At 68.9% G+C, this 21150-nt stretch carries 20 protein-coding genes; 7 read left to right on the top strand and 13 right to left on the bottom strand.

Annotated elements, in window-relative coordinates; translation table 11 throughout:
• Positions 1 to 96 precede the first annotated feature (96 nt).
• On the bottom strand, positions 97 to 2700 hold the full coding sequence (gene otsB, locus QSK20_RS22625; RefSeq protein ID WP_285790600.1) for a trehalose-phosphatase: 2604 nt from the start codon (positions 2698 to 2700) through the stop codon (positions 97 to 99).
• The gene (locus QSK20_RS22620) at positions 2697 to 4097 is read right to left on the bottom strand and encodes an alpha,alpha-trehalose-phosphate synthase (UDP-forming) (RefSeq protein ID WP_285790599.1); all 1401 of its coding nucleotides are present in this window, start codon (positions 4095 to 4097) and stop codon (positions 2697 to 2699) included. Before QSK20_RS22620 ends, otsB begins: the two co-directional genes overlap by 4 nt.
• Before the next feature lie 329 nt (positions 4098 to 4426).
• Between QSK20_RS22620 and ettA the strand changes: the two genes are divergently transcribed.
• From ettA to QSK20_RS22600, 4 genes are all read left to right on the top strand, one after another.
• Entirely contained in the window at positions 4427 to 6103 is a 1677-nt protein-coding gene (gene ettA, locus QSK20_RS22615) for an energy-dependent translational throttle protein EttA (RefSeq protein ID WP_285790598.1), read from the top strand.
• A 2-nt stretch (positions 6104 to 6105) separates the two neighbouring features.
• Positions 6106 to 6558: an acyl-CoA thioesterase gene (locus tag QSK20_RS22610; protein WP_285790597.1), complete on the top strand. Its 453-nt coding sequence runs from the start codon at positions 6106 to 6108 to the stop codon at positions 6556 to 6558.
• Positions 6555 to 7250, top strand: a complete 696-nt coding sequence (locus QSK20_RS22605; protein WP_285790596.1) for a DUF8185 domain-containing protein — start codon at positions 6555 to 6557, stop codon at positions 7248 to 7250. The genes QSK20_RS22610 and QSK20_RS22605 overlap by 4 nt, the downstream gene beginning before the upstream one ends.
• 131 nt (positions 7251 to 7381) lie before the next feature.
• Complete coding sequence (locus tag QSK20_RS22600; RefSeq protein ID WP_285790595.1) at positions 7382 to 7972, top strand: type III secretion system chaperone family protein; 591 nt, start codon at positions 7382 to 7384, stop codon at positions 7970 to 7972.
• 161 nt (positions 7973 to 8133) lie between these two features.
• On the opposite strand, the gene QSK20_RS22595 is transcribed toward QSK20_RS22600, so the two are convergent.
• From QSK20_RS22595 to QSK20_RS22560, 8 genes are all read right to left on the bottom strand, one after another.
• Positions 8134 to 8520, bottom strand: a complete 387-nt coding sequence (locus QSK20_RS22595) for a globin (RefSeq protein WP_285790714.1) — start codon at positions 8518 to 8520, stop codon at positions 8134 to 8136.
• Between the two features lie 149 nt (positions 8521 to 8669).
• Positions 8670 to 10100, bottom strand: a complete 1431-nt coding sequence (locus QSK20_RS22590; protein ID WP_285790594.1) for an MFS transporter — start codon at positions 10098 to 10100, stop codon at positions 8670 to 8672.
• 256 nt (positions 10101 to 10356) lie between these two features.
• Positions 10357 to 11334, bottom strand: coding sequence for a mechanosensitive ion channel family protein (locus QSK20_RS22585; RefSeq protein WP_285790713.1), 978 nt, complete (start codon positions 11332 to 11334; stop codon positions 10357 to 10359).
• Positions 11335 to 11658: 324 nt separating this feature from the next.
• Positions 11659 to 12897: a tyrosine-type recombinase/integrase gene (locus QSK20_RS22580; RefSeq protein WP_285790593.1), complete on the bottom strand. Its 1239-nt coding sequence runs from the start codon at positions 12895 to 12897 to the stop codon at positions 11659 to 11661.
• A 1-nt stretch (position 12898) separates the two neighbouring features.
• Positions 12899 to 13084 (bottom strand): helix-turn-helix transcriptional regulator, encoded by a 186-nt coding sequence (locus tag QSK20_RS22575; protein WP_285790592.1) that lies wholly within the window; start codon positions 13082 to 13084, stop codon positions 12899 to 12901.
• The gene (locus QSK20_RS22570) at positions 13081 to 14379 is read right to left on the bottom strand and encodes a replication initiator (protein WP_285790712.1); all 1299 of its coding nucleotides are present in this window, start codon (positions 14377 to 14379) and stop codon (positions 13081 to 13083) included. Before QSK20_RS22570 ends, QSK20_RS22575 begins: the two co-directional genes overlap by 4 nt.
• Positions 14380 to 14515: 136 nt before the next feature.
• Positions 14516 to 15460: a hypothetical protein gene (locus tag QSK20_RS22565; RefSeq protein WP_502888989.1), complete on the bottom strand. Its 945-nt coding sequence runs from the start codon at positions 15458 to 15460 to the stop codon at positions 14516 to 14518.
• A complete protein-coding gene (locus QSK20_RS22560; protein WP_285790711.1) occupies positions 15457 to 16545 on the bottom strand; it encodes a P-loop NTPase family protein in 1089 nt (362 codons plus the stop codon). The genes QSK20_RS22565 and QSK20_RS22560 overlap by 4 nt, the downstream gene beginning before the upstream one ends.
• Here QSK20_RS22560 and QSK20_RS22555 point away from each other — a divergent pair.
• A complete protein-coding gene (locus tag QSK20_RS22555) occupies positions 16505 to 16642 on the top strand; it encodes a hypothetical protein (protein WP_285790721.1) in 138 nt (45 codons plus the stop codon). The two genes, QSK20_RS22560 and QSK20_RS22555, sit on opposite strands and share 41 nt — an antisense overlap.
• Positions 16643 to 16926: 284 nt before the next feature.
• On the opposite strand, the gene QSK20_RS22550 is transcribed toward QSK20_RS22555, so the two are convergent.
• The gene (locus QSK20_RS22550) at positions 16927 to 17163 is read right to left on the bottom strand and encodes a hypothetical protein (protein WP_285790590.1); all 237 of its coding nucleotides are present in this window, start codon (positions 17161 to 17163) and stop codon (positions 16927 to 16929) included.
• Positions 17163 to 17438, bottom strand: a complete 276-nt coding sequence (locus QSK20_RS22545) for a hypothetical protein (protein WP_285790589.1) — start codon at positions 17436 to 17438, stop codon at positions 17163 to 17165. Before QSK20_RS22545 ends, QSK20_RS22550 begins: the two co-directional genes overlap by 1 nt.
• A 78-nt stretch (positions 17439 to 17516) precedes the next feature.
• On the opposite strand from QSK20_RS22545, the gene QSK20_RS22540 reads away from it, so the two are divergent.
• On the top strand, positions 17517 to 17873 hold the full coding sequence (locus tag QSK20_RS22540) for a GntR family transcriptional regulator (RefSeq protein ID WP_285790588.1): 357 nt from the start codon (positions 17517 to 17519) through the stop codon (positions 17871 to 17873).
• A 262-nt stretch (positions 17874 to 18135) separates the two neighbouring features.
• Positions 18136 to 19350 carry a helix-turn-helix domain-containing protein gene (locus QSK20_RS22535; RefSeq protein WP_285790587.1) on the top strand — a complete coding sequence of 405 codons (1215 nt, stop codon included), beginning with the start codon at positions 18136 to 18138 and terminating at the stop codon, positions 19348 to 19350.
• Between the two features lie 1154 nt (positions 19351 to 20504).
• On the opposite strand, the gene QSK20_RS22530 is transcribed toward QSK20_RS22535, so the two are convergent.
• Positions 20505 to 20651 (bottom strand): hypothetical protein, encoded by a 147-nt coding sequence (locus QSK20_RS22530; protein ID WP_285790586.1) that lies wholly within the window; start codon positions 20649 to 20651, stop codon positions 20505 to 20507.
• Positions 20652 to 21150 lie beyond the last annotated feature (499 nt).

Genomic DNA, 21150 nt, shown 5'->3' with positions numbered 1-21150 from the left:
CGCCGTTCCGCCGGCACGGAGTCGATCTCGGGGCGGGACACGAACGACGGCGGCGGCAGGAGACCGAGGTCTCCTGCCGCCGCCGGCCGTGTCAGGTCAGACCTTGAGCATGTTGTCCAGCAGCAGGGCGCAACGGATCAGCCCGAGGTGGCTGTACGCCTGCGGGTGGTTGCCCAGCCCGCGTTCGGCGAGCGGGTCGTACTGCTCGGGGAGCAGGCCGGTCGGCCCCGCCGTGTCGACCATCTGGGTGAACAGCTCCTCCGCATCGGTGCGCCGACCGGTGCGCAGGTACGCCTCGATCAGCCACGCGGTGCAGATGTGGAAGCCGCCCTCCCGGCCCGGCAGACCGTCGTCCCAGTGGTACCGGTAGACCACCGGTCCGCTGCGCAGGTCCGCCTCGATCTTCAGGACCGTGGAGAGGAAACGCGGGTCGTCGCCGGGGAGCAGCCCGGACAGGCCGATCCAGAGCGACGAGGCGTCCATGTCCTCGTCCCCGTACGCCACGCTGTACGCCTCGACGCCCTCGTGCCAGCCGTGCTCCAGCACGTTCGCGCCGATCCGGTCGCGCAGCTCCACCCACTCCGGCCGGTCGCCGTCGCCGTGTCGCCGGACCACGTGCAGCGCCCGGTCGACGGTCATCCAGCACATCACCTTGGAGAAGATGTGGTGGCGCGGGGGGAGACGGGCCTCCCAGATGCCGTGGTCGGGCTCGTGCCAGCGGCGGCGGACCGCCTCGACCATGTTCTCCAGCACCCGCCACTCGGTCTCGCGCACCGAGCCCCGGGCGTCGGCCACGCCGGCGATGAGGTCGGCGATCGGGCCGAACACGTCCAGCTGGAGCTGGTGGTTGGCGAGGTTGCCGACCCGGACCGGCCGGGAGCCGGCGTAGCCGGGGAGGGTGTCGATGACCGCCTCGGCGCCCAGCTCGTACCCGTCGACGGTGTAGAGCGGGTGCAGCCGCTCCGGGTGTCCGCCGGTGCGCTCGACGCAGCCGTCCACCCAGCGCAGCAGCGCCTCGGCCTCCTCCAGCGAGCCGAGGTCGACCAGCACCCGCGCGGTCATCGCCGCGTCCCGGAGCCAGCAGTACCGGTAGTCCCAGTTCCGGACGCCGCCCAACTCCTCGGGGAGCGAGGTGGTCGCCGCCGCGAGGATCGAGCCGGTCGCCTCGTGGCAGAGCCCGCGCAGCGTCAGCGCGCTGCGGGCGACCAGGTCACGGGCGGTCTGCGGCAGGCGCAGCGACGACACCCACTCCTTCCACGGCTGCTCGGCGGTGGCCTGCCGCTCGTGCACCGGGAGCCGGTGGTGCTCCAGGCTGTGCGTGCCGAAGCGCAGCTCGCAGGTGACCTGTCCACCGGCGGCGGAGAGGTCCACCACCGCCTTGGCGGTCTCGTACCCGCCGTCGTTGGTCACCTGCCACTGCACGCCGGGGGAGTAGAGCGACACCGGCTCGTTGGAGCCGAGCACCAGCAGCCCGTCACCGAGCGGCTGGAGCTGCACCGCCACCTGACCGAACTCCGGCCGGGGGGCGAACTCCAGCTTGACCCGGCCGGAGCCGGTGAGCACCCGGATCAGCGTCGAGTCGCCGGAGACGACCGTCGACCCGCTCGGCACGTCGTCGCTGGACGGCCGGTCGAGCCAGTCGGTCACGGTCAGTCCGGACCAGCGGGTCTCCACCGTCATGGTGCCGTTGCGGTACCGCTGACCCAGCGGGATGCCGCCCCGCTCGGGGGCGACACTGAAGTGCCCGGCGGGGCTGCCGCCGACCAGGTCGGCGAAGATGGCCGCCGAGTCCGGCTTGGGGTGGCAGAGCCAGGTGATCTTGGCTTCCGGGGTGAGCAGCGCGACGGTCCGCCCGTTCGCGAGCATCGAGTGCCGCTCGATCGGCACGGCCCGCTCGCCGAACAGCCAGTGCCGCCGGGTCTCCAGCAGCAGCGCCAACGCCCGGGCGGCCTCGATCGGCTCGGCGACCCGGAAGTGGGCCTTCGTGTCACCCGGGCCGATCTTGATGCCGACGTCCGGCCCGTGCAGGTTGCCGAAGGCGTTCTCGTCGGTGACGTCGTCGCCGATGAAGAGCACCGCGCTCGCGGAGAGCTGGGTGCGGAGCTGGTCGACGGCGGTGCCCTTGTGGGTGGCGACCACCGACAGCTCGATGACCTCCTTGCCCTGGGTGACCGTGACCCCGTCCCAGGTGGCCGGACCGCTGCGGACCGCCTCGACGGCGCCGGCCGCGATCTGCGGCGGCACCCCCCGGGTGTGCACCGCGACGCTGGCCGGCTTGCGCTCCAGCCGGACGCCCGGGTGGGCGGCGGCGATCTCGCGCAGCTCGTTGCGGAGCCGGGTGCGGACGGCGATCAGCTCGGGGCTGAGCCGCTCGACGAAGCCGATGTCGAACTCGGAGCCGTGACTGCCGACGAGGTGGACCTCGCTGGGCAGCCGGGACAGGGCGGCCAGGTCACGCAGCGCGCGCCCGGAGACCACCGCGACACTGGTCTGCGGCAGCGCGGCGAGCGCCCGGACGGCGGCAACCGACTCGTGCAGCGGCACCGCCTTGCTCGGATCCTCGACGATCGGAGCGAGTGTGCCGTCGTAGTCGCAGGCGACCAGAAGCTGGGGGACCCGGGCGATCCGGCCGATCGCCGCCCGCAGTTCGGGGTCGATGACCCCGTGGGTCTGTGCGGGCTCGGTGACGCTCGTGTTCACGCAGCCTCCACGCCGGGTGTGCCGAGTTCACTGAGGAACGACTTCGCCCAGTGACCCACGTCGTGGGTCCGCAGGTGTCGTTGCATGATTCGCATGCGGCGGCGGGCCTCCGTCCGCTCCACGTGCACCGCCTTCAGCAGGGCTTCCTTGACCGCTTCCGGGTCGTGCGGGTTACACAGAAAAGCCTGGCGCAGCTCCGTCGCAGCACCGGCGAACTCACTGAGCACGAGCGCGCCGCCCTGGTCGGCGCGCGATGCCACGTACTCCTTGGCCACCAAATTCATTCCGTCTCGCAGCGGGGTCACCATCATCACGTCCGCCGCAACATACATTGCGGCGAGCTCACTGCGAGAGTACGACTGGTGGAGGTAGTGGACCGCCGGCACGCCGACTCTCCCATACTCGCCGTTGATCCGGCCGACCTCGCGCTCGACCTTCACTCTCAGCGCCTGGTAGTGCTCGACACGTTCCCGGCTCGGGGTGGCCACCTGCACCATGACGGCGTCCGGAACTGTCAGCTTTCCGTCAGAAAGCAGTTCCCGGAAGGCCTTGAGGCGCAGCTCGATGCCCTTGGTGTAGTCCAGCCGGTCCACGCCCAGGATGATCGTCTTCGGGTTGCCCAGCTCCTCCCGGATCTGCTTGGCGCGCGCCTGGATGGCCGGGTCGGCGGCGAGCCGCTCCATCTCCCTGACATCGATGGAGATCGGGAACGCGCCCGCCTTGACCTGGCGTCCGTCGACCTGGATCATCTGCCCCTCGTAGCGCAGCCCGAGCAGATGCCGGGCCAGCCGGACGAAGTTCTGCGCGGCCAGCCGCTGCTGGAAGCCGACCAGGTCCGCGCCGAGCAGGCCGCGCAGCACCTCGGCGCGCAGCGGCATCTGCATGAACAGCTCGATCGGCGGGAACGGGATGTGCAGGAAGAAGCCGATCTTGAGGTCGGGACGGAGCTCACGGAGCATCGCCGGGACCAGCTGGAGCTGGTAGTCCTGCACCCAGACCGTCGCGCCCTCGGCCGCCACGTCCGCCGCGGCCTCCGCGAACCGGGCGTTGACCAGCCGGTACGCGTCCCGCCAGCGCCGCTTGTACGCCGGGGTCTCCACGGCGTCGTGATACAGCGGCCAGATCGTGGCGTTGGACTGCCCCTCGTAGTAGCGCTCCAGCTCCTCGGCGCTCAACGGCACCGGGTGCAGTCGGATGCCCTCCAGGTCGAACGGCTCGGGAGCGGCGCCGGTGCCACCCGCCCAGCCGACCCAGGTGCCCTGGTGCTCGGCGAGGACCGGGTGGAGCGCGGTGACGAGTCCGCCCGGACTGCGGCGCCACTGCCGTCCCTCCGGAGTGCTCACCTCGTCGACCGGTAGACGGTTCGCCACAACGACAAAGGAGCTACGGACGGTCACGATCGGCCACCTCCGGTAAACGACGGGTCCACCGCACGAGCGTACTGAGCGTATCTGCGGTGTCTGGGGCCCCGTGCGGCAGTTACTTCCCCGGTCGACGACCACCGAACCTGGACGTGATCTGCCTGACGTCTCCTTGACGCCGTCGCGGCGACCTGGGCGGGTGGCGTGTGCCGGTAGGGGCGGGGTGATGTGGGCGGAGCACGGCGAACCTGTCAGGATTGAGGATGGCGTGTGTGTGCCCGGCCGACGGCCGGCGGCACGCGGGCGGGCCGATCCGCCCTTCGCTCGCCGGCTCCCAATCGCAACGTACGGAGGTAGCCCGCACCGTGGCCCAGTACATCTACGTCCTGGAAAAGGCGCGCAAGGCGCACGGCGACAAGGTCGTGCTCGACAACGTGACGCTGAGCTTCCTGCCGGGTGCCAAGATCGGTGTGGTCGGCCCGAACGGCGCGGGCAAGTCCAGCCTTCTCAAGATCATGGCTGGGCTGGACCGGCCGAGCAACGGGGAGGCCCGGCTGATGCCCGGCTTCACCGTCGGTCTGCTCGCCCAGGAGCCCCCGCTCAACGACGCCAAGACCGTGCTCGGCAACGTCGAGGAGGCGGTCGCCGAGACCAAGGCGAAGCTCGACCGGTTCAACAAGATCGCCGAGCAGATGGCCACCGACTACTCGGACGAGCTGATGGAGGAGATGGGCAAGCTCCAGGAGGAGCTGGACCACGCCGACGCGTGGGACATCGACTCCAAGCTCGAACTGGCGATGGACGCGCTGCGCTGCCCGCCGCCGGACGCCGACGTCACCCAGCTCTCCGGTGGTGAGCGCCGCCGGGTGGCGCTCTGCAAGCTGCTGCTGGAGGCCCCCGACCTGCTGCTGCTCGACGAGCCCACCAACCACCTGGACGCGGAGAGCGTGCAGTGGCTGGAGCAGCACCTCGCCAAGTACGCCGGCACCGTCCTGGCGATCACCCACGACCGGTACTTCCTCGACAACGTGGCCGGCTGGATCCTGGAGCTGGACCGGGGCCGGGCCGTCGGCTACGAGGGCAACTACTCCACCTACCTGGAGAAGAAGGCCGCCCGGCTCTCCGTCGAGGGTCGCCGGGACGCCAAGATGAAGAAGCGGCTCGCCGACGAGTTGGAGTGGGTCCGCTCGAACGCCAAGGCCCGGCAGACCAAGTCCAAGGCCCGGCTCGACCGGTACGACGAGATGGCCGCCGAGGCGGAGAAGACCCGGAAGCTGGACTTCGAGGAGATCCAGATCCCGCCGGGCCCGCGCCTGGGCAACACGGTCATCGAGGCGAACAAGCTGACCAAGGGCTTCGGCGACCGGATCCTGATCGACAACCTCTCCTTCTCGCTGCCGCGCAACGGCATCGTCGGCATCATCGGTCCGAACGGCGTCGGCAAGACCACGCTGTTCAAGACGATCGTCGGGCTGGAGGAGCCGACCGACGGCGGGGTCCGGGTCGGCGAGACCGTCTCCCTGTCGTACGTCGACCAGAACCGGCAGGGCCTCGCCGGCGACAAGACCGTCTGGGAGGTCGTCTCCGACGGGCTGGACCACCTCATGGTGGGCAAGGTCGAGATGCCGTCCCGGGCGTACATCGCCGCGTTCGGCTTCAAGGGACCGGACCAGCAGAAGCCGACCAAGGTGCTCTCCGGCGGCGAGCGCAACCGGCTCAACCTGGCGCTGACCCTCAAGATCGGCGGCAACGTGATCCTGCTCGACGAGCCGACCAACGACCTGGACGTGGAGACCCTCTCCAGCCTGGAGAACGCGCTGCTGGAGTTCCCCGGCTGCGCCGTGGTCATCTCCCACGACCGGATGTTCCTGGACCGGGTCGCCACGCACATCCTGGCCTGGGAGGGCGACGAGGAGAACCCGGCGAAGTGGTTCTGGTTCGAGGGCAACTTCGAGTCGTACGAGAAGAACAAGATCGACCGGCTCGGCGCCGAGGCGGCCCGTCCGCACCGGATCACCTACCGCAAGCTCACCCGCGACTGAGCATGAGCGACCGGTTCGTCTACCACTGCACGCTGCGCTGGTCCGACCTGGACGCGTACGGCCACGTCAACAACGCCCGCTTCCTCACCCTCTACGAGGAGGCCCGGGTGGCGTTGATGTTCGCCGGCGGCCGGGCGTGGGGGGTCGGCTCGTTCGCCGAGGGCGTGGTCATCGCCCGGCACGAGATCGACTACGTCCGCCCGGTCGACTACGCGCTCGGCCGGGCCACCGCGGACGCGGCCCCGACCGTCCGGATCGAGCTCTGGGTGGAGGAGATCCGTCGGGCCGCCTTCACCATCGCGTACGAGCTGTACGACGGTGACGTGCTGGCCAGCCGGGCCCGGTCGGTGCTGGTCCCGTACGACCTGGCGGAGAAGCGGCTGCGTCGGCTCACCGACTCCGAGCGGACCTTCCTGGAGAACTACGCGCTGCCGCCGGTACGGGAGCCGGCGTGACCGGCACACCGGCGTCCGCCCCGCCGGTCGGCCACGGGCTGGCCGGCGTCGCCGACGCGGGCGCGTTCCTGGCCCGGCTGGTCCGGTTCGACCCGGCGGCGATGGTCCGGCTCCGGCCGGTCGGCCGGTCCGGCCCGACGGCGCTCTGGGCCCGGTTGCCCTGGGGGGTGCTGGTCTGCCGGACGGTCGCCGGCCCGGGACCGGGTGACGCGACGGTCGCCGCCGCCGACCTCCTGGCCGAACTGGGCCGGGACGGGACGGACCTGCCGGTGCGGCGGGACGCGCAGTGGCGCTGGCCGCTGCCGTCGGCCGCCGGCCGGGTGGTGGAGACCATCCCCGCCGGTGAGCTGCGCCGGTTGGCCGACGCGGCGGCCGGCACCCTGCGCGCCGCCGCGACGCACGGCGTGGCCGGCCGGGCGGTCGGCCAGCGCGCGGTCCGGGACGCCCTGCTGGACCACGTCGCGGTGGTGGTCACCGGCGCGGCGGGGGAGCGGGTCGAGGTGAGCCAGCGACTGGTCCAGGGGGTGGTCCGGATGGGCTTCCTCGGGCCGGCCGGTGCCACCGTCGCGGCGGGGGTGCAGGTGCGCCTGGCCAACCGTTGGACCGGACTGGTAGCGCCATACGGAGTGGTTTGGTCGCAGAAGGTGGCAGACCTTGCCATAAAGCCACAGGGTGATCATCCGAACGGATGACCCCTATTCCTTCTTCTGTCCCGGGGCTGGCGTTGGGGGGATGCCTCAAGCCGGCTGTCCGGGTACCGTCCATCCTCGGATCCAACGCACGGTAGGCGTCCGGATCCGCTGGGGAGTGAGGTGCGCGAGTGATGCCGTGGTGGTCATGGCGCCCCGGCCACGCCAGTGGTGGCGAGCCGGACAGTCGGAGTGGGATCACAGTGGAGGGCAGTGTCCGGGTCGGACCACCGGCGCCACGCGAGCCGGGGGACGACTGTCTCGCCGCCGCGGCCGACCGGTCGGCACGCCAGGAGATGTCGGCCGCCGTCACCCCGGTGACCCTCGGCCGGGTCTGCGACGCGCTCGACCTGTTGGACGTCCGCTACCTGGCGGACGGCGACGGCAACCTGCTGGCCATGTGGGAACGGCACGCGGTGCTGGTCACGCTGGAGGGGCCGGAGGACGAGATCCTGGTCATGCGGGCCCGTCCACACGCGACCGTGCCGCCGGACTGGGCCGACCGGGCCTACCGGGTGGTCAACGAGTGGAACCACACGCGGCGGTTCTGCAAGGCGTACATCGGTGACCCGACCGAGCGTGGGCAGCTGCCGATCTACGCTGAGCTTCAGGTGCCGCTCGGGGCGGGCACGCACGACGCGCTCCTGGTCGAGCTGCTCGACTGCGGTGCGGCGGTCGCGACGAACTTCGTCGACTGGCTGCACGACGAGGGCGCTCTGCTCTGAGGCGACGACGTCGTCGGCGACGCCGGTCGGGATCCCCGACCGGCCGCCGACGTCGTTCTGCCGAATCTCCGCCCGGGGCTGCCTCGTGCCCGAGCTGCCCGGTTTCCGAGCCCTCCGAGCCCGGAGCCCTCCGAGCCCGCCCGGAGCGGCCCAGGGTCGGATCAGCGCGCGGCCGGGTCCTCCATCACGTTGACCATGAAGTACGCCGCCCGCTCCAGGTAGTCCCAGAGCACCGTGGCGACGTCCGGTGGCAGGTCCAGGGAGTCGACCGCCCGGCGCATGTGCCGCAGCCAGGCGTCCCGCTCGGCGGGCCCGATCCGGAACGGGGCGTGCCGCATCCGCAGTCGCGGGTGCCCGCGCTGGGCGGAGTAGGTGTTCGGCCCGCCCCAGTACTGCATCAGGAAGAGCGTCATCCGGTCCGCGGCCGGAGCGAGGTCCTCCTCCGGATACATCGGGCGCAGCAGCGGATCGTCGGCGATCCCGGCGTAGAACTCGTCGACCAGCCGGCGGAAGGTCGGCTCACCCCCGACCGCCTCGAAGAGGGTCATCTGGTCCCGGTCGGCGTCACCTGCGGCACTCACCGTTCCATCCTGCCAGGTGTCGCCGGACCCGGCGGGTACGGCCGCCCGCGCTGCGGTGCGGGCTCCGTCACAGGGGGCGGTACGCCGTTCCCGTCACCGGGCGGTACGCGGTCGGATCACAGCGTGGCGGTGCCGCCGGCGGCTGCCCGCCGTCCGGTCACCGGGCTCTCGTCACGGGACTCCTCGGCGGTCGGGACGGCACCGCGACCCGTCGCCGCGACGGGGGTGTCGGCAGGCGCCGACGGCGACGACTCGACGTGGGGCCGCGCGCCGGGCACCTTCGCCGCGGCGATGGCGGCGTCGAAGGCGGCGGCGCTCGGCCAGCGGGCCACCACCACGAGCATCAGGATCACGCCGGCCGCGCTCCACAGGCCGACCACCCCGGGAATGGAGAACCGCTCGGCGAGCAGCCCGGTGACGATCACCGCGAAGCCCTGGATCACCTGCATGCCGGTCGCCATCACGCCGAACGCCCGGGCGCGGTACCCGTCGGGCAGGGCCCGGACGAAGAGCCCGTTGGCGACCGGCAGCAACCCGGCGACCGAGAAGCCGCAGACCGCGACGAGCACCGCCACCACGCCCGGCGGCGGGTCGAGCAGGGCCGGCACCAGCACCAGGGGGGCCAGCACGGCGAACGGGCGGATCAGGGCCACCCGGCGGGCGGGCCGCACGGCTCGCCCGATGATCAGACCGCCGAGGATGAACCCGACCGGAGCGGCGGCCATGATCACGGCCTGGGAGGCGGCGGCGTCCACACCCTCGCCCGAGCGCTCGCCGGCCCAGGCCCCGGCCAGTCCCTCGGGGACGATGGAGAAGAGCATCGAGCTGAACACCAGCACGGCGATCGACCGCAGCACCGGGGTGCCGAAGACCATCCGGAAGCCCGCCCCGGTCTCCCGCAGCAGGGACGCGCGTGGCTCGCCGCTGACCACCCTGGGGTGGTCGCTGATCCCGAACCGCACGATCAGCGCGGACACGCCGAAACTGGCTGCGTTGACCAGCAGCGCGGCGGTGGGGCTGGCCGTGGCGATGGCGGCGCCCACCAGGTAGCCGGTCACCTGGGCGGCCTGGCCGACGCTGCTGTTCAGGGAGAGGCCGACCACCAGCCGGTCGCCGCTGAGGATCACCGGCATGAGCGCGGAGCGCGCGGCCTGGCTCGGCGGGTTGGCCAGCGTGGTGGCGAAGAGGAGACCGAGGATCGCCCACACCGGCAGGTTCGGCACGGCGACCAGCGCGACCAGCACCATCCGGAACAGGTCGGAGTTGACCATCACGGACCGGTAGCGGCACCGGTCGGCCACGGTGGACAGCAGCGGGCCACCGATCAGCCACGGCAGGTAGCTCACCGCGAACGCCGCCGCCGACAGGGCCACCGAGTCGGTCTCCCGGTAGACCAGGACGGTCACCGCCGCCTTCGCGATGTAGTCGCCGATCCAGGAGAGGGTGGTGGCCGTCAGGACCGCCCGGTACTCGCGCTGGGCGAACACTTCACCGAAGGTGGCCGGACCTTCGTGGAGGGGTCGCTCGTCGGACACCGTGGCCTCCATCGTCCCCGACGGTGCCACTCGTGGTGGTCGGGCCGGGAATCGTCGTCAGATCTACGGAGCAGCGAGGACGTGATCACGCTCCGGAGGAGCTCGTTCCCGGATTCTGCCCGATCGTCTGAAGGCTGGCTAGGGTGAACGGATTGATCGTCGCATCTCCGACTGAACGAACGGACGATACCCGAGGGGCCGGGCGGATCGCGACCCCTGGCGTGGTCGGCCCCTCGACGTTGGCCGGTCGACCGGAACGAGCCGCAGGTCAGACGGGGGCGGTCGGCCCGGCCGTGGGGATACCGGGGTAGAAGCGGGCCGCAGCGATCTTGGCGGTGATGCCCGAGTTCTCCAACGACTCGGCCAGCCGGCGGCGCAACTCCCGACCGACCGCGAACTGCCCGTCCGCGCTCGTCTTGACCACCGTACGGATCACCGCACCGTCGATGGTCACCTGCTCCACGCCGAGGACCTCCGGCGGCTCCACGATCTGCGGGGCCAGGTCCGGGTCGAGCGCCACCGACGCCGCGGCGGTCCGCAGCACCGCCGTCGCCTCCTCGGTGCTGGCGAAACCGATCGGCAGGTCGACCACGACCAGGGCCCACCCCTGGCTCTTGTTGCCGACCCGGATGATCTCGCCGTTGCGGATGTACCAGAGCACCCCACGGGCGTCCCGGACCGTGGTGACCCGCAGGCCAACCGACTCGACCACGCCGGTCGCCTCGCCCACGTCCACCGTGTCACCCACGCCGTACTGGTCCTCCAGCAGCATGAACAACCCGGCGATCAGGTCCTTGACCAGGCTCTGCGCGCCGAAGCCCAGGGCCACGCCGACGATGCCGGCGCTGGCCAGCAGAGGTGCCAGGTCGAAGCTGAACTCCCGGAGGATCATCAGCAGGGCGATGCCGAAGACGAACGCGGTGACCAGGCTGCTCAACACCGACCCGATCGCCTCGGCCCGCTGCCGGCGTCGCTCGGGCACGAACTCCCCGGGTTCGGTGGCGGCGGTGGGGATCCGCTCCCGCAACGGCTTCAGCAGGGTCGGCACCGACGCGTCCGTGGTGCTCCGGACCAGTCGTCTGATCGCCCGCTGCAGCAGGAACCGGGCGGCGGCGGCGAGCAGGACGATCAGCACGATCCGCAACGGCTTGAGCAGGATCCAGTAGCTGCCCTCGGCGAACCAGGTGGAGCCGGTCAGCTCGTAGACGTTCTTGCAGAGCGCGTCGGAGAGGCAGTCGGGACTCAGTTCCGGCTGCGGGGTCTCCGCGGGCGGTGGCGTCGGGGCAGCAGCAGTCACGTCTGTCTTCGTACCGCACGCCGCGCCGGGAGCGCAGGCCACCCCGTCGCTCGACCGGCCCGTCCCCGGTCGCCCCGTTCCCGGCCGACCCGCCCGGGTTCACCGGACGACACCAGTGATCAACCACGGCGAAAACGGCCATCGTTGCACAGTCGAAAAAAGCTTCACGAGGGACCCCGGATTAGTGCGTGCAATCCCGGATTGGCTGGTGTCGACCGGGTTTGAGCTGGGAAAACGCCCAGCAAAGATCATTCGGCACAAGCAGGGCACAACCTAGTGCGGATCTTGACCCGCCGAGGATGGTGTCTGACCGCCCTCCGTGGGCCGGAGGATCTGCCCCACGAGACCACGCCGGCGGTCCTTCTTCGGAAGCCAATGCACGTACTTCTCAAGCGTGGTCCGCAGGTTGGCGTGCCGTAGAGCCCTCTGCACCTCCTGGGGCTCGACGCCGTTGCTCATCAAGGTCGTTGCGAAGAAGTGACGCAGGGAGTGGAACGTCCCTTCCTTGGGCCAGCCCGCAGCTGACCGCCAGCCCTCCCACAGCTCAGACCAGTACCGGTCATTGATCAGCTTCCCGCCCGAGGTCGTGAACAGCAGAGCCGCCGGACGAGTCAGCCGCCGCGCACCAGTGATGTCCGGAAGCGCGAACTCGACCGCGCCGACCTCTTTGACGTGTGCTGCCAGTTCATCGGCCACGACGGCATCCAGATCGACTGTCCCCGCCGATCCACTCTTAGGCGGTGCGAGGTAGAAGCCGTCAAAATGCTCCGTGGAGCGCCGCAACTGCTGAACCACGTGCAGCTCACCACGAGCAACGTCCAGGCAGCGCGAGCCTTCTTCCATGCCCAGCACTTCCCCGATGCGCAAGCCCTCGCCAGCGCCCAGCCACATCGCGGCACGGAAACGCCGGGGGACGACATCGATGAGCCGGAGCACCTGACCCTCATCAGGTACCCACTTGGGTGCCCGTGACACCCCGCGCAGAAGCTGCGACAGGTTGACGCCGTCACAGGGATTCTCGGAGAGCACCTTGTCAGTGACGGCAGCGTTCAGGATGGTCTTCAGAACTCCGAAGTACAGGCCAATGGACGACTTCGCGACGCCTTCCACGAGCAGCCCACCGAGCCAGGCCATCACGTCGGTCAGGTTGATAGACCGAATGGCCTGATCCCCGAACGTCGGTAGAAGGCGCTTCCGGAGGTTCTGTGGTACACGTCGCCGCGTCTCGACGCTCCATCCCGCTTCCCGCGACTCCTTCCACCGCTGGGCGTACTCAGCGAAGGTGAGCCGGTCCATCTCCCGCTTGGCCTTCACCTCCGCAGCGACGCCCGAACGGCATTCGAGGTCGAAAGCGTTGGCGTCTTCCTTGCGCTCAAACAGCCGCTCCCGAGACTCCCCGCTCGCATCCTCGTATCGCACCCGCCAGCGCTTGCCCCGGCCGTGCCGCTTCGAGGGAAGCCGCCGCTTGTCCGGGCCACGCTGCCTCAGGTACCACAGGTCATCCACGGGCATGTCAGGCCGCCTGCCGATCGAACCAGGCCCGCACCTCGGCGGGGTCGTAGCGGAGGTGCCGACCGACCCGAGACGCGCGGGGACCGATCCGGCGGTGCCGCCACTGGTAGAGGGTGCCGACCGGGATACCGAGGAACGCCGACACGTCGGCGACGCTCCACAGGCGTTCAGTGGTGGGGGTGGTCATCGGGATTCCTTTCTGGCTTGCTGTCGTGCCGCTCGAATGCGGTCACCGATAGCGGTGGCGAGTTCGATTTGCTCGCGGGTGTCGTAGCCGATGCCGAGGATCTGCCAGTCGTTGACGACCAGGACGTCCGTGTCCTCAGGCAGACCGGCCTCGATGAGCGCGGTCTGTAGCTGATGCGCGCGACGCTCCGCGCGGAGGTTCTTGAAGGTCGTGCTGTAGATGCGCGACTTGGTGAGGAAGTGACCCCGGAAGCCGAGCATGTGCGCCCAGTGGCGCAACTTGAGGTCGGCGTACTGGTCGAGGCCGCCGAGGTCCCATGCGGTTTGGATCATGGCCCGGTGGTGGTCGGAGACGGTCAGCCGATCGATGTGCGCTTGCGAGCGGATGCGCCGGTCTCCGGTCTCCGTCGCGCCGGTGCCCTTGGTGGCGTACTTGGCGATGTAGCCGGCAAGCCGGGTGTCGGCCACCGCCTGGTCCCCGTCGTCGTCGGCCCCGTCGGGAATGTCGATGTCGGTGGCGGTGATGTCCTTGACGTCAACCTGCGTGCCCCACCGCAGCGGCAGCGGAGTTCCATCGGGGCGGACGGTGCCCAGCTCGACGGACGAAGCCGCGGAACGCACCGCATCGGCCAACACGTCGGGGGTGATCCACGCGGGGGGTTCCGAGTCCGGACCGGTCGGGCCGTCAACGCGGATGACCGCGTGGAAGTGGACCAGGCCGCGCCCCTGATACTCGGCAACCTTGGCGTAGGAGATCCGCATGTGCGCCCCGGACTCGCGGACGGTAAGGCCACTGGCGGCGGCAACCGCGCGACGTAGGGCGATGGTGAACCGGTGCCAGAGCTTCCCGCTGTGCGCCTGCCACAGCACCGCGCCGACGTAGTCGTAGGCGCCCGGGTTGATCGGGCTACCGAGGAGCCGGTAGCCGTCCGGGTGCCAGCGCCCGCAGGAGCAGGGCCGCTTGCCGGGCCGGTTGTGCACCGCGCCGAAGCTGGGAGCGGTCAGGGTCACGAACAGCCGCGTGGACCGGGCGACGGTGTCGGGGACGCCCTTGCCGCCGGACATGCCCGCGTGGATCAGGTGCCAGGCGTCGGCGGCGTACCGGTCGGCGCAGGTCGGGCAGACAGCGGCGCGGCGGGTGCCGCAGGAGGCCCACACCCGACCCTGCCGGGAAGCGATCAGGTCACCGCTACCAAGGTGGCGGACCTCCCACTTGCCGGTGAGCCGGACCGGCTGTAGGCAGCCCTGGACGGACTCGACGCCGGCCCGCCATTCCTTGTAGGCCGGCGAGCGCATCCACCGCGTCAGCGCCGCCTCAGGGTCATGCACGGGCCACGGGGGTGAGGACATAGGGAATCCCTCCGGATACGGCCCTGCCGTGCCCCTGAGGACGTGTAGGGGCACGGCAGGACAGAGCGAGAAGGTGCGAGGGTCAGTGCGCGTAGCCGTTGGCACCGACCGGGGTGAGCCGGTCGACCACCCGAGCCGCAATCGTCAGCGGCAGCCGCGTAGCGCGTTGGATGTCGGCGGCCGTCACCGGGTCGGGTGAGTCCGCGACGAGTTGCCGGATCTGCGCCTGCATCGCCACGGGGATGCCGAGCCCATCCAGCTCGACCGCAGGCGCCGGAGCCGGGGTCTCCACCGGGGCGACCGGGGGCAGGGTCGCCACGGTCGGGGGCATCACCGGGGTGGGTGAGGGCTCGACCGGGACGGCCGGCGGCGGGGGTACGACGACAGCCGGCGCTTCCACCGATGAGGCCGGCGGCTCGACGGCCGGGGCCGGGGCCGGCGAGGCGGGTTCACTGGTCTGAGGCTTGGTCAGGGTGACCGCCCGTCGCGCCTGGGTGCAGCGCGCCTGAACGATCGGCATGACCTCGGCCAGGAAGAACACCAGGACCGGCACCATGATGTGCGCCGCCAGCATGCCCGCGCTGATCCCGCCCTCACGAGGCCAGAGCGCCGGCACGACGTTCATGACCAGGGTGCAGGTGAGGAGGAACCGCTTGAGCCAGTCGACCGCTTTGGAGCCGATCTCGATTTCTCGGGCGATCATCGCCGCTTCCCACCGCAGGACGGTGATGAGGACGCCGACAAGGCAGGGCTCGACGCCCCAGCAGCCCCACCACACCGGGTCGGCCGGGGTGAGGTGCCCGGCGAGGAAGTCCTGAACGCCGGTGGTGGTGAACACCGACCCGACCGCCAGGAAGATCCACAGCGACCGCGTCACGGACACCCGAAGCCGTTCGATGTCGACGATGTCCAGCGCGGCATCCTGCTCCAGGTCGTGAAGCTGCCGCGCCACGTCTAGGCGCTTGCTCAGCCGGCGGACCTGTCGAGGCTGCCGAGCCTGCTTGTCGTCCCGCTTCACGTCGCTCACCCCTGCCGCGCAGTGGCCAGCTCGGACACCGGCCAGCCGGCGACCCGGACGAGTTCGGCAATGTCGGAGTCGTCGCAGTACGCGGCCCGCACCCGCATCGGAGTACGGGAACGCTGCTTGACGACGAAGCCGATCCCGGCCGAGTCCGGCACGTTGGGGATCTCGTCGGCCAGAGCACCCCGACGGCGCATGTCCTCACCAAGGACCATGTCGACGTGGCCGGCCGAGGTGGCGCGCAGGCACACCCGCAGGGAGAACAAATCTCTTTGCGGAAGGACGTCCTTGGTCGGTTCCTGGAGCGCACCGATCACGCTGCCGCCCAGCGCCCGAGCCTGCGACAGGATCAGCGGCAACGCCGCCTGAGCACCCTTGGTCAAGGACCGGTCGCCGTAGCCGGTCACCGCGCCCAGCTCATCGAGCACCAGGAGATCGAGCGGGGTGTCCCGCGACATGGCGAAGGTCCGCCGGCCCTGCTCCGCCAAGACCTTCTTGCGGTCCTGCATCGTGGCCCAGAAACCGGCGATGACATCCACGATGTCGGCGTCCGTCTCGGCGTACCGGTACGACACCGGCCGCAGGGCGTTCAACTCCGTGCCCTTGGGGTTGACCACGTGCACGCGCACCAGGCCGTCACGGATCAGCGGAGCGCACGCCCGCAGCGCCTGCCAGGTGATCGAGTTCTTGCCCGAGCCGGTGGCACCAGTGATCAGCCAGTGTTGCCCGATCAGCGGCGCGTGCCAGTCGGTGCCGTGCTCGGTCTCACCGAGGTACACCCGTGACAGGTCGACCGCGTCGGAGTCCGCCAGGATGTCCGGCGGGATGATGGCCTCCGTGAACGGCTCGGAGCGCTGGACGATCAGCGCGATGACCTGGGGGCGGACCCGCTCGACGCCGACCCGCTCAGCCTTGAGCGCCACGGCCAGGGCTTCGGCGGCTTCCTCCCACATCTTCGGCGTCTGCCCGAGCAAAAGCCGCACGTACACCGTCTCAGTGGACGGGGAGTGCGACCGGACCCGGATGATCCGGGGCACGGAGACGACGCCCGTGGACCGATGCACCGTCACCAAGCCGCACGCCTCCGTCACCCGGCCCCACCACGGCCCGAGGTACGCCCGCGACAACCACCGCCGACGCACCGCCCGCAACTGCGGAGCCGCCCACCGCGCCCACGAGTCCGGGTGACCCCGGTACCAGCTCACACCGGCCGCCACCGCACCCGCCAGCACACCGCCCGTCGTCATCGGCCCGAACTCGATCAGGCCGGCAGTGACAGCGGTCGGAGCCGCCACGAAACCGGGATGCCGAGCGGCCCACCCCGCGACCCGCCATTCCCACCCCTGAGTACGCTTACCCATTTCCCGCACCCACCTTCACCATTTATGAATGAATCGTCATGTGTTGTTTTTGGGCAAGAAAAGGCCCGGATCGGATCACCAATCCGGGCCTTTCCTGTAGAGCAATTACTGTCAGCTCACCGCCGAGAGCAACTGCTTCGCGCTCGACGTGGCCCGCTGCGCTTCCCGCGTCTCGTCCATCCACGGCGTGGCCTCTTCGAGGAGGACCAGGAGCACCGCGACCGACCGACGCAGTTCGTCGTACTGCCGCATGTACCGGTGCCGCTCCGGCATGCCCCTCATCGAATCCCGCAACAGGCGCATCGCCCGGTCGATGCCGTCATAGGTGTCGCCAATCTGGTAGGACATCAGCTCACCTTCCACGGCTTGGCGATCAGGTCCGCCTCGAACGTCTTCACCCGCAGATGGAACGCCCGCAGGTGTTCCGCCGCCTGCTTGTGCGCGTCTTCCAAGTCCTCGATCCGGGCCGAGTACTGGTACAGCGTGCCCGGCGGCGGCTCACACGCGTTGATCAGGCTTTTCACGCCGTCCAGCAGCATCGCCAGACCCTGCGTGTTACCCATCAGCGCCTCGTACCGCCGTCTGCCGGTCAACTCCTTCACGAACTCCGGCACCAAATCCATGCCGCTCTAGCATCTCAGTCGACACTGTCAACACAGTAGCTGAGTTGAGTCACTAAGCTGAGGCGGTACGCTGGGAAGATGAGCTTGGATCCTGACGACAGTCGGCCGCCCTACCAGCAGCTAGCTGACAAGCTGCGGGGCGGCATCCAGCGCGGCGAGTTCCCGCTTGGCTCGCAGTTGCCGTCGATCACCGAGTTGGCCGAGCGATACCAGGTCGCCAAGGGCACGGTCCAAGCGGCGCTTCGGGTTCTCCGTGAATCCGGGCTAGTTGTCGCTAGGCATGGCAAGGGCGTGTTCGTCCGGACCGATGCCAACATCGACGCGCCTGAGGCGGATCTGTCGACCGTTGTGCGTCAGGTCCAGGACCTCACGAATCACCTTCACCGATTGACTCAGCGGGTCGAGGAGCTGGAACGGTCGAACCGCCCCCGATGACCAGTTCTCCGACCCGTTCGCAGAGTCCGCGCAGCTCGAAGTCCAACCAAGCAAGCTGCTCGGACAGCTCCCGGATCTGGTCGACCACCCCGTTGCTCGACATCGGCCATTGCTCCTTACCTGACACCGTCGATCGTCGTCGGTCCACTGTGCCCTCAGGATCTACCTGCGACGAGATCTAGCTGTCGCCTAGGAGCTCAAACAAGCACAGGCGACACGTGGAGAGAGGCCACAGATGCCGACGGCGATGAGACTTAAGCCCATGAGTGCGCCCATACGGTTCGGTCAACTGCTGCGGGAGCTGCGTACCGATCGCGGCTGGTCACTGCGTGATCTCGGGGAGAAGATCCAGTTCAACCGGGGATACATCGGCAAGGTGGAGCAGGGGGAGAAGTTCCCCGATCGTCAGTTCGCCGAGCTGGCAGACCCGGCGCTTGCTGCGCATGGTGCCCTGATCGACGCCTGGCAGGCTGAAGCCGAGGAACGCCGCAAATCCGAGCGGGTTGGCCGTCTACTGACCGCGTCAGTCAAGGACTCGCTACAGCTCATGGCGACTCCGGACGAGCAGCTACTACTACCCGAGATCGATCAGGGTGCCCGGTCTCTTGCAGTGGATTACCTCGCCAAACCGCCGGGGCCGATGCTGCAAGCCGCGGTAGAGCTGCGCAGCGAGGTCATCCGCCGACTGCGCCAACACCACTACCGGCCGCACGAACTGGCCGACATGTACGTGACTCTCGGCCGCATCCAAGGTGTCCTTGCGTACGCCGCGCTCGACCTGGGCGACGCAGACGGCGCGATGGTGCATGCGAACGCCGCATGGACTTGCGCCGAACGTGCCTCAGACAACGAGCTGCGCGCGTGGGTACGCGGCACACAGAGCCTGATCGCCCGCTTCAACACCGACTACAACAGCGCCTTGAACTACGTCCTTGACGGGCTGTCCTGGCCGACCACCGGGACCGGTCGGCTGCGCCTGCTGTGTGGCCTGGCACAGTGCCGAGCCAACCTCGGAGACTCCAACGGGGCAAATGCGGCGCTCGACCAGGCCCAGCACGAACGCGAGGCGCTAACCTCCACCGATTCCGTCCAAGGTCTCTTCACCTTCTCTGAGGCCAAACAGCACTACTACGCCGGTAGCAGCCTGATATGGCTTCCCGGTGCCGCCGATGCAGAGCGCGCCGTACGGGAAGCGCGGCAGGCTATCGAGATGTGGGAGAGCGAGACGCCCGAGGCCCGCTCACTTGATGACGAGGCACTGGCCCACGTCTACCAGGCGACCGCCCACCTTCAGCTCAACGAGCTGGACGCCACCTACACGGCCCTACGCCCTATCCTGGACCTCCCCGAAGACCGCCAGATTTCCTGGATTAAGAAAAGGATGGACCGCATCGCCGGAATGCTGAGAGTCGAGAAGTATCACGGTTCCGGCCTCGCCAATGATCTCCGTGAAGAGATCAGAAGCTACGCCACCTGACAGAGGTCTGTAGCTGCGCCTTGCGATAGAACTTCTAGTCGTATCGCTTTACCTCAAGCCAGTCAAGGGGGCAACTATTCAGTTCCTCAGGGGTAATTTCCAGGGGAGTTGCTGATAAGCTGCTGCCGGGAATTGTCGGAACGCTGTTCGGCTCATGGATAAACTGAAGCATTAGCTTGTCGCTGCGCTCCCACACCACTATCCTGCAAGGCGTCTCCACGGCGCTCTCCGCAAGACCCGCAATCTTGGCTTTGTGGGCGCTTGTGTCAAACGAGAGAGTTGGCTTGCCGGTAGGCAGGAGCGTTGGTAGCGCAGTCTGCAGGGTGGTGTTGGATACCATGCATAGTCCACCGATGCAGGCAGCCAGCAAAGCAGTGACGGAGGCCATTCTTCCAGTCCGAAGAGTGGCCCTTGCCGTGATCTTTGCAGCCTGAACCTCGGGGTGCTGGTCGCGAGACACGTCTCTATTCTTCCACAGTGGTATGCAGTGGCCCGAGCGTAGTGTGTTCAGACTTTCTTTACTTGGTCAAGGGCGGGCCTTCGGCCCGCCGCCGTGTCGCGCCGGGGCGCGCGTGCGGCCTGGCGGCCGGTCACGCCCCGGCGCACGGCACAGCAGGAGTTAGCGCCGACCGCCGCCGGAGCGCAGCGCCGAGAATGCCCCGCAAGGCTCGCCCGGCAAGCCCCAAGCATGGGGGCGGTGTCCGCTGTGCCCGAGCAAACGACGCCCACGTCAGCCGCTACCGCAGTCCACCTCAGGTCAAAACCGGCACCTGGGAAGGGGGTGGTGGCCGCCGTGGTCGGGCCGGTCGCCCAGGAGCCGACGCCGTAGCCGGTCGCGGTCAGGTCAAATGCGCCGCTGTGGCGGTGTCCGCCGGGGGCAAGGTCCGTAACACGAGAGCCAACTAGGCGTGCGCCGGAGCCGGTGCCAGGGCTGGGGCCGACACCGCAGCCCGAGGAGGCCGCAGCGCGCCGAAGGGCGAGCGGTGGGCATCGCCGCAGTTGCCCGTTCGTACTCTGAACGGGAGAGCGGTGCTGTCGGGTTCTATACAAATAGCCATCATTTTTCATGTCGTGAATAGTTTTGCCCATAATCCGCTATTGGTGTCCATGTTGTTGGAGTATCGAGCTTCGTCTAGTCGATGCTCTAGGGGGTCTCAAGTGGTGCTGTCAAAAGCGATCAGCGCATTGACGATAGTAGTCACGCTGTTGTTGGGCTTGGCTGTCCCTGCATCGGCCAATTCGAACGATGCTCCCAGTACCTCGGTCGAGGCTGCGGCAACTCGATTGGACGCCTGCTTCACGGGTGCCTGCGGTAGTGCAACGTTCACATGGCAGTCCGGAGACGATGTTTCCGGTATCAGTATGTCTGTGAGGGACACCAGCTGTGATGGTCACGGCGTCTACATCCGCTTTAGGGTCTTTGACGGCACCACGGATGAAGGGCACGCAACGACAAAGCGGTGGAACAAGAGTGGATGTCAAGCTGATTACGTCCGGTGGAGTAATCTCTACATCAACTGGGGAGTGCGAATCTACGCTCTGCGTGTCGAGGTCTGTGTAGATGACGCAGGAGAGGACACTTGTCGGCGTTCAGCGCCTGCATATAATCCTTACTGGTGATTTTCTGTCCGTGACGCCCCCGGCGATCGCTGAATTGACCACGTGCCAACTTTGCGAGTTTAGCTCTCGGCCGTACTTGTGAGTTGCTCTGTTCCCGGGCCTAGTCGATCTATCGTGCTCAGATGACCTTGGGGGAGGATGTGCCGGCGCGCGTGCCGGAACGGCGGGTTCGGCCGTTCC

Source organism: Micromonospora sp. NBRC 101691 (assembly GCF_030269285.1).
GTDB lineage: Bacteria > Actinomycetota > Actinomycetes > Mycobacteriales > Micromonosporaceae > Micromonospora > Micromonospora echinospora.
The sequence above is the reverse complement of the archived record's forward strand: the minus strand, read 5'-3'. Positions and strand labels throughout refer to the sequence as shown.

Coding starts and splice junctions, on each gene's coding strand:
- QSK20_RS22610 (WP_285790597.1), top strand. CDS start 6,106: ATGAGCGACCGGTTCGTCTACCACTGCACGCTGCGCTGGTCCGACCTG.
- QSK20_RS22600 (WP_285790595.1), top strand. CDS start 7,382: ATGCCGTGGTGGTCATGGCGCCCCGGCCACGCCAGTGGTGGCGAGCCG.
- QSK20_RS22595 (WP_285790714.1), bottom strand. CDS start 8,520: ATGACCCTCTTCGAGGCGGTCGGGGGTGAGCCGACCTTCCGCCGGCTG.
- QSK20_RS22590 (WP_285790594.1), bottom strand. CDS start 10,100: ATGGAGGCCACGGTGTCCGACGAGCGACCCCTCCACGAAGGTCCGGCC.
- QSK20_RS22580 (WP_285790593.1), bottom strand. CDS start 12,897: ATGCCCGTGGATGACCTGTGGTACCTGAGGCAGCGTGGCCCGGACAAG.
- QSK20_RS22575 (WP_285790592.1), bottom strand. CDS start 13,084: ATGACCACCCCCACCACTGAACGCCTGTGGAGCGTCGCCGACGTGTCG.
- QSK20_RS22570 (WP_285790712.1), bottom strand. CDS start 14,379: ATGCGCTCGCCGGCCTACAAGGAATGGCGGGCCGGCGTCGAGTCCGTC.
- QSK20_RS22550 (WP_285790590.1), bottom strand. CDS start 17,163: ATGTCCTACCAGATTGGCGACACCTATGACGGCATCGACCGGGCGATG.
- QSK20_RS22545 (WP_285790589.1), bottom strand. CDS start 17,438: ATGGATTTGGTGCCGGAGTTCGTGAAGGAGTTGACCGGCAGACGGCGG.
- QSK20_RS22540 (WP_285790588.1), top strand. CDS start 17,517: ATGAGCTTGGATCCTGACGACAGTCGGCCGCCCTACCAGCAGCTAGCT.
- QSK20_RS22535 (WP_285790587.1), top strand. CDS start 18,136: ATGAGTGCGCCCATACGGTTCGGTCAACTGCTGCGGGAGCTGCGTACC.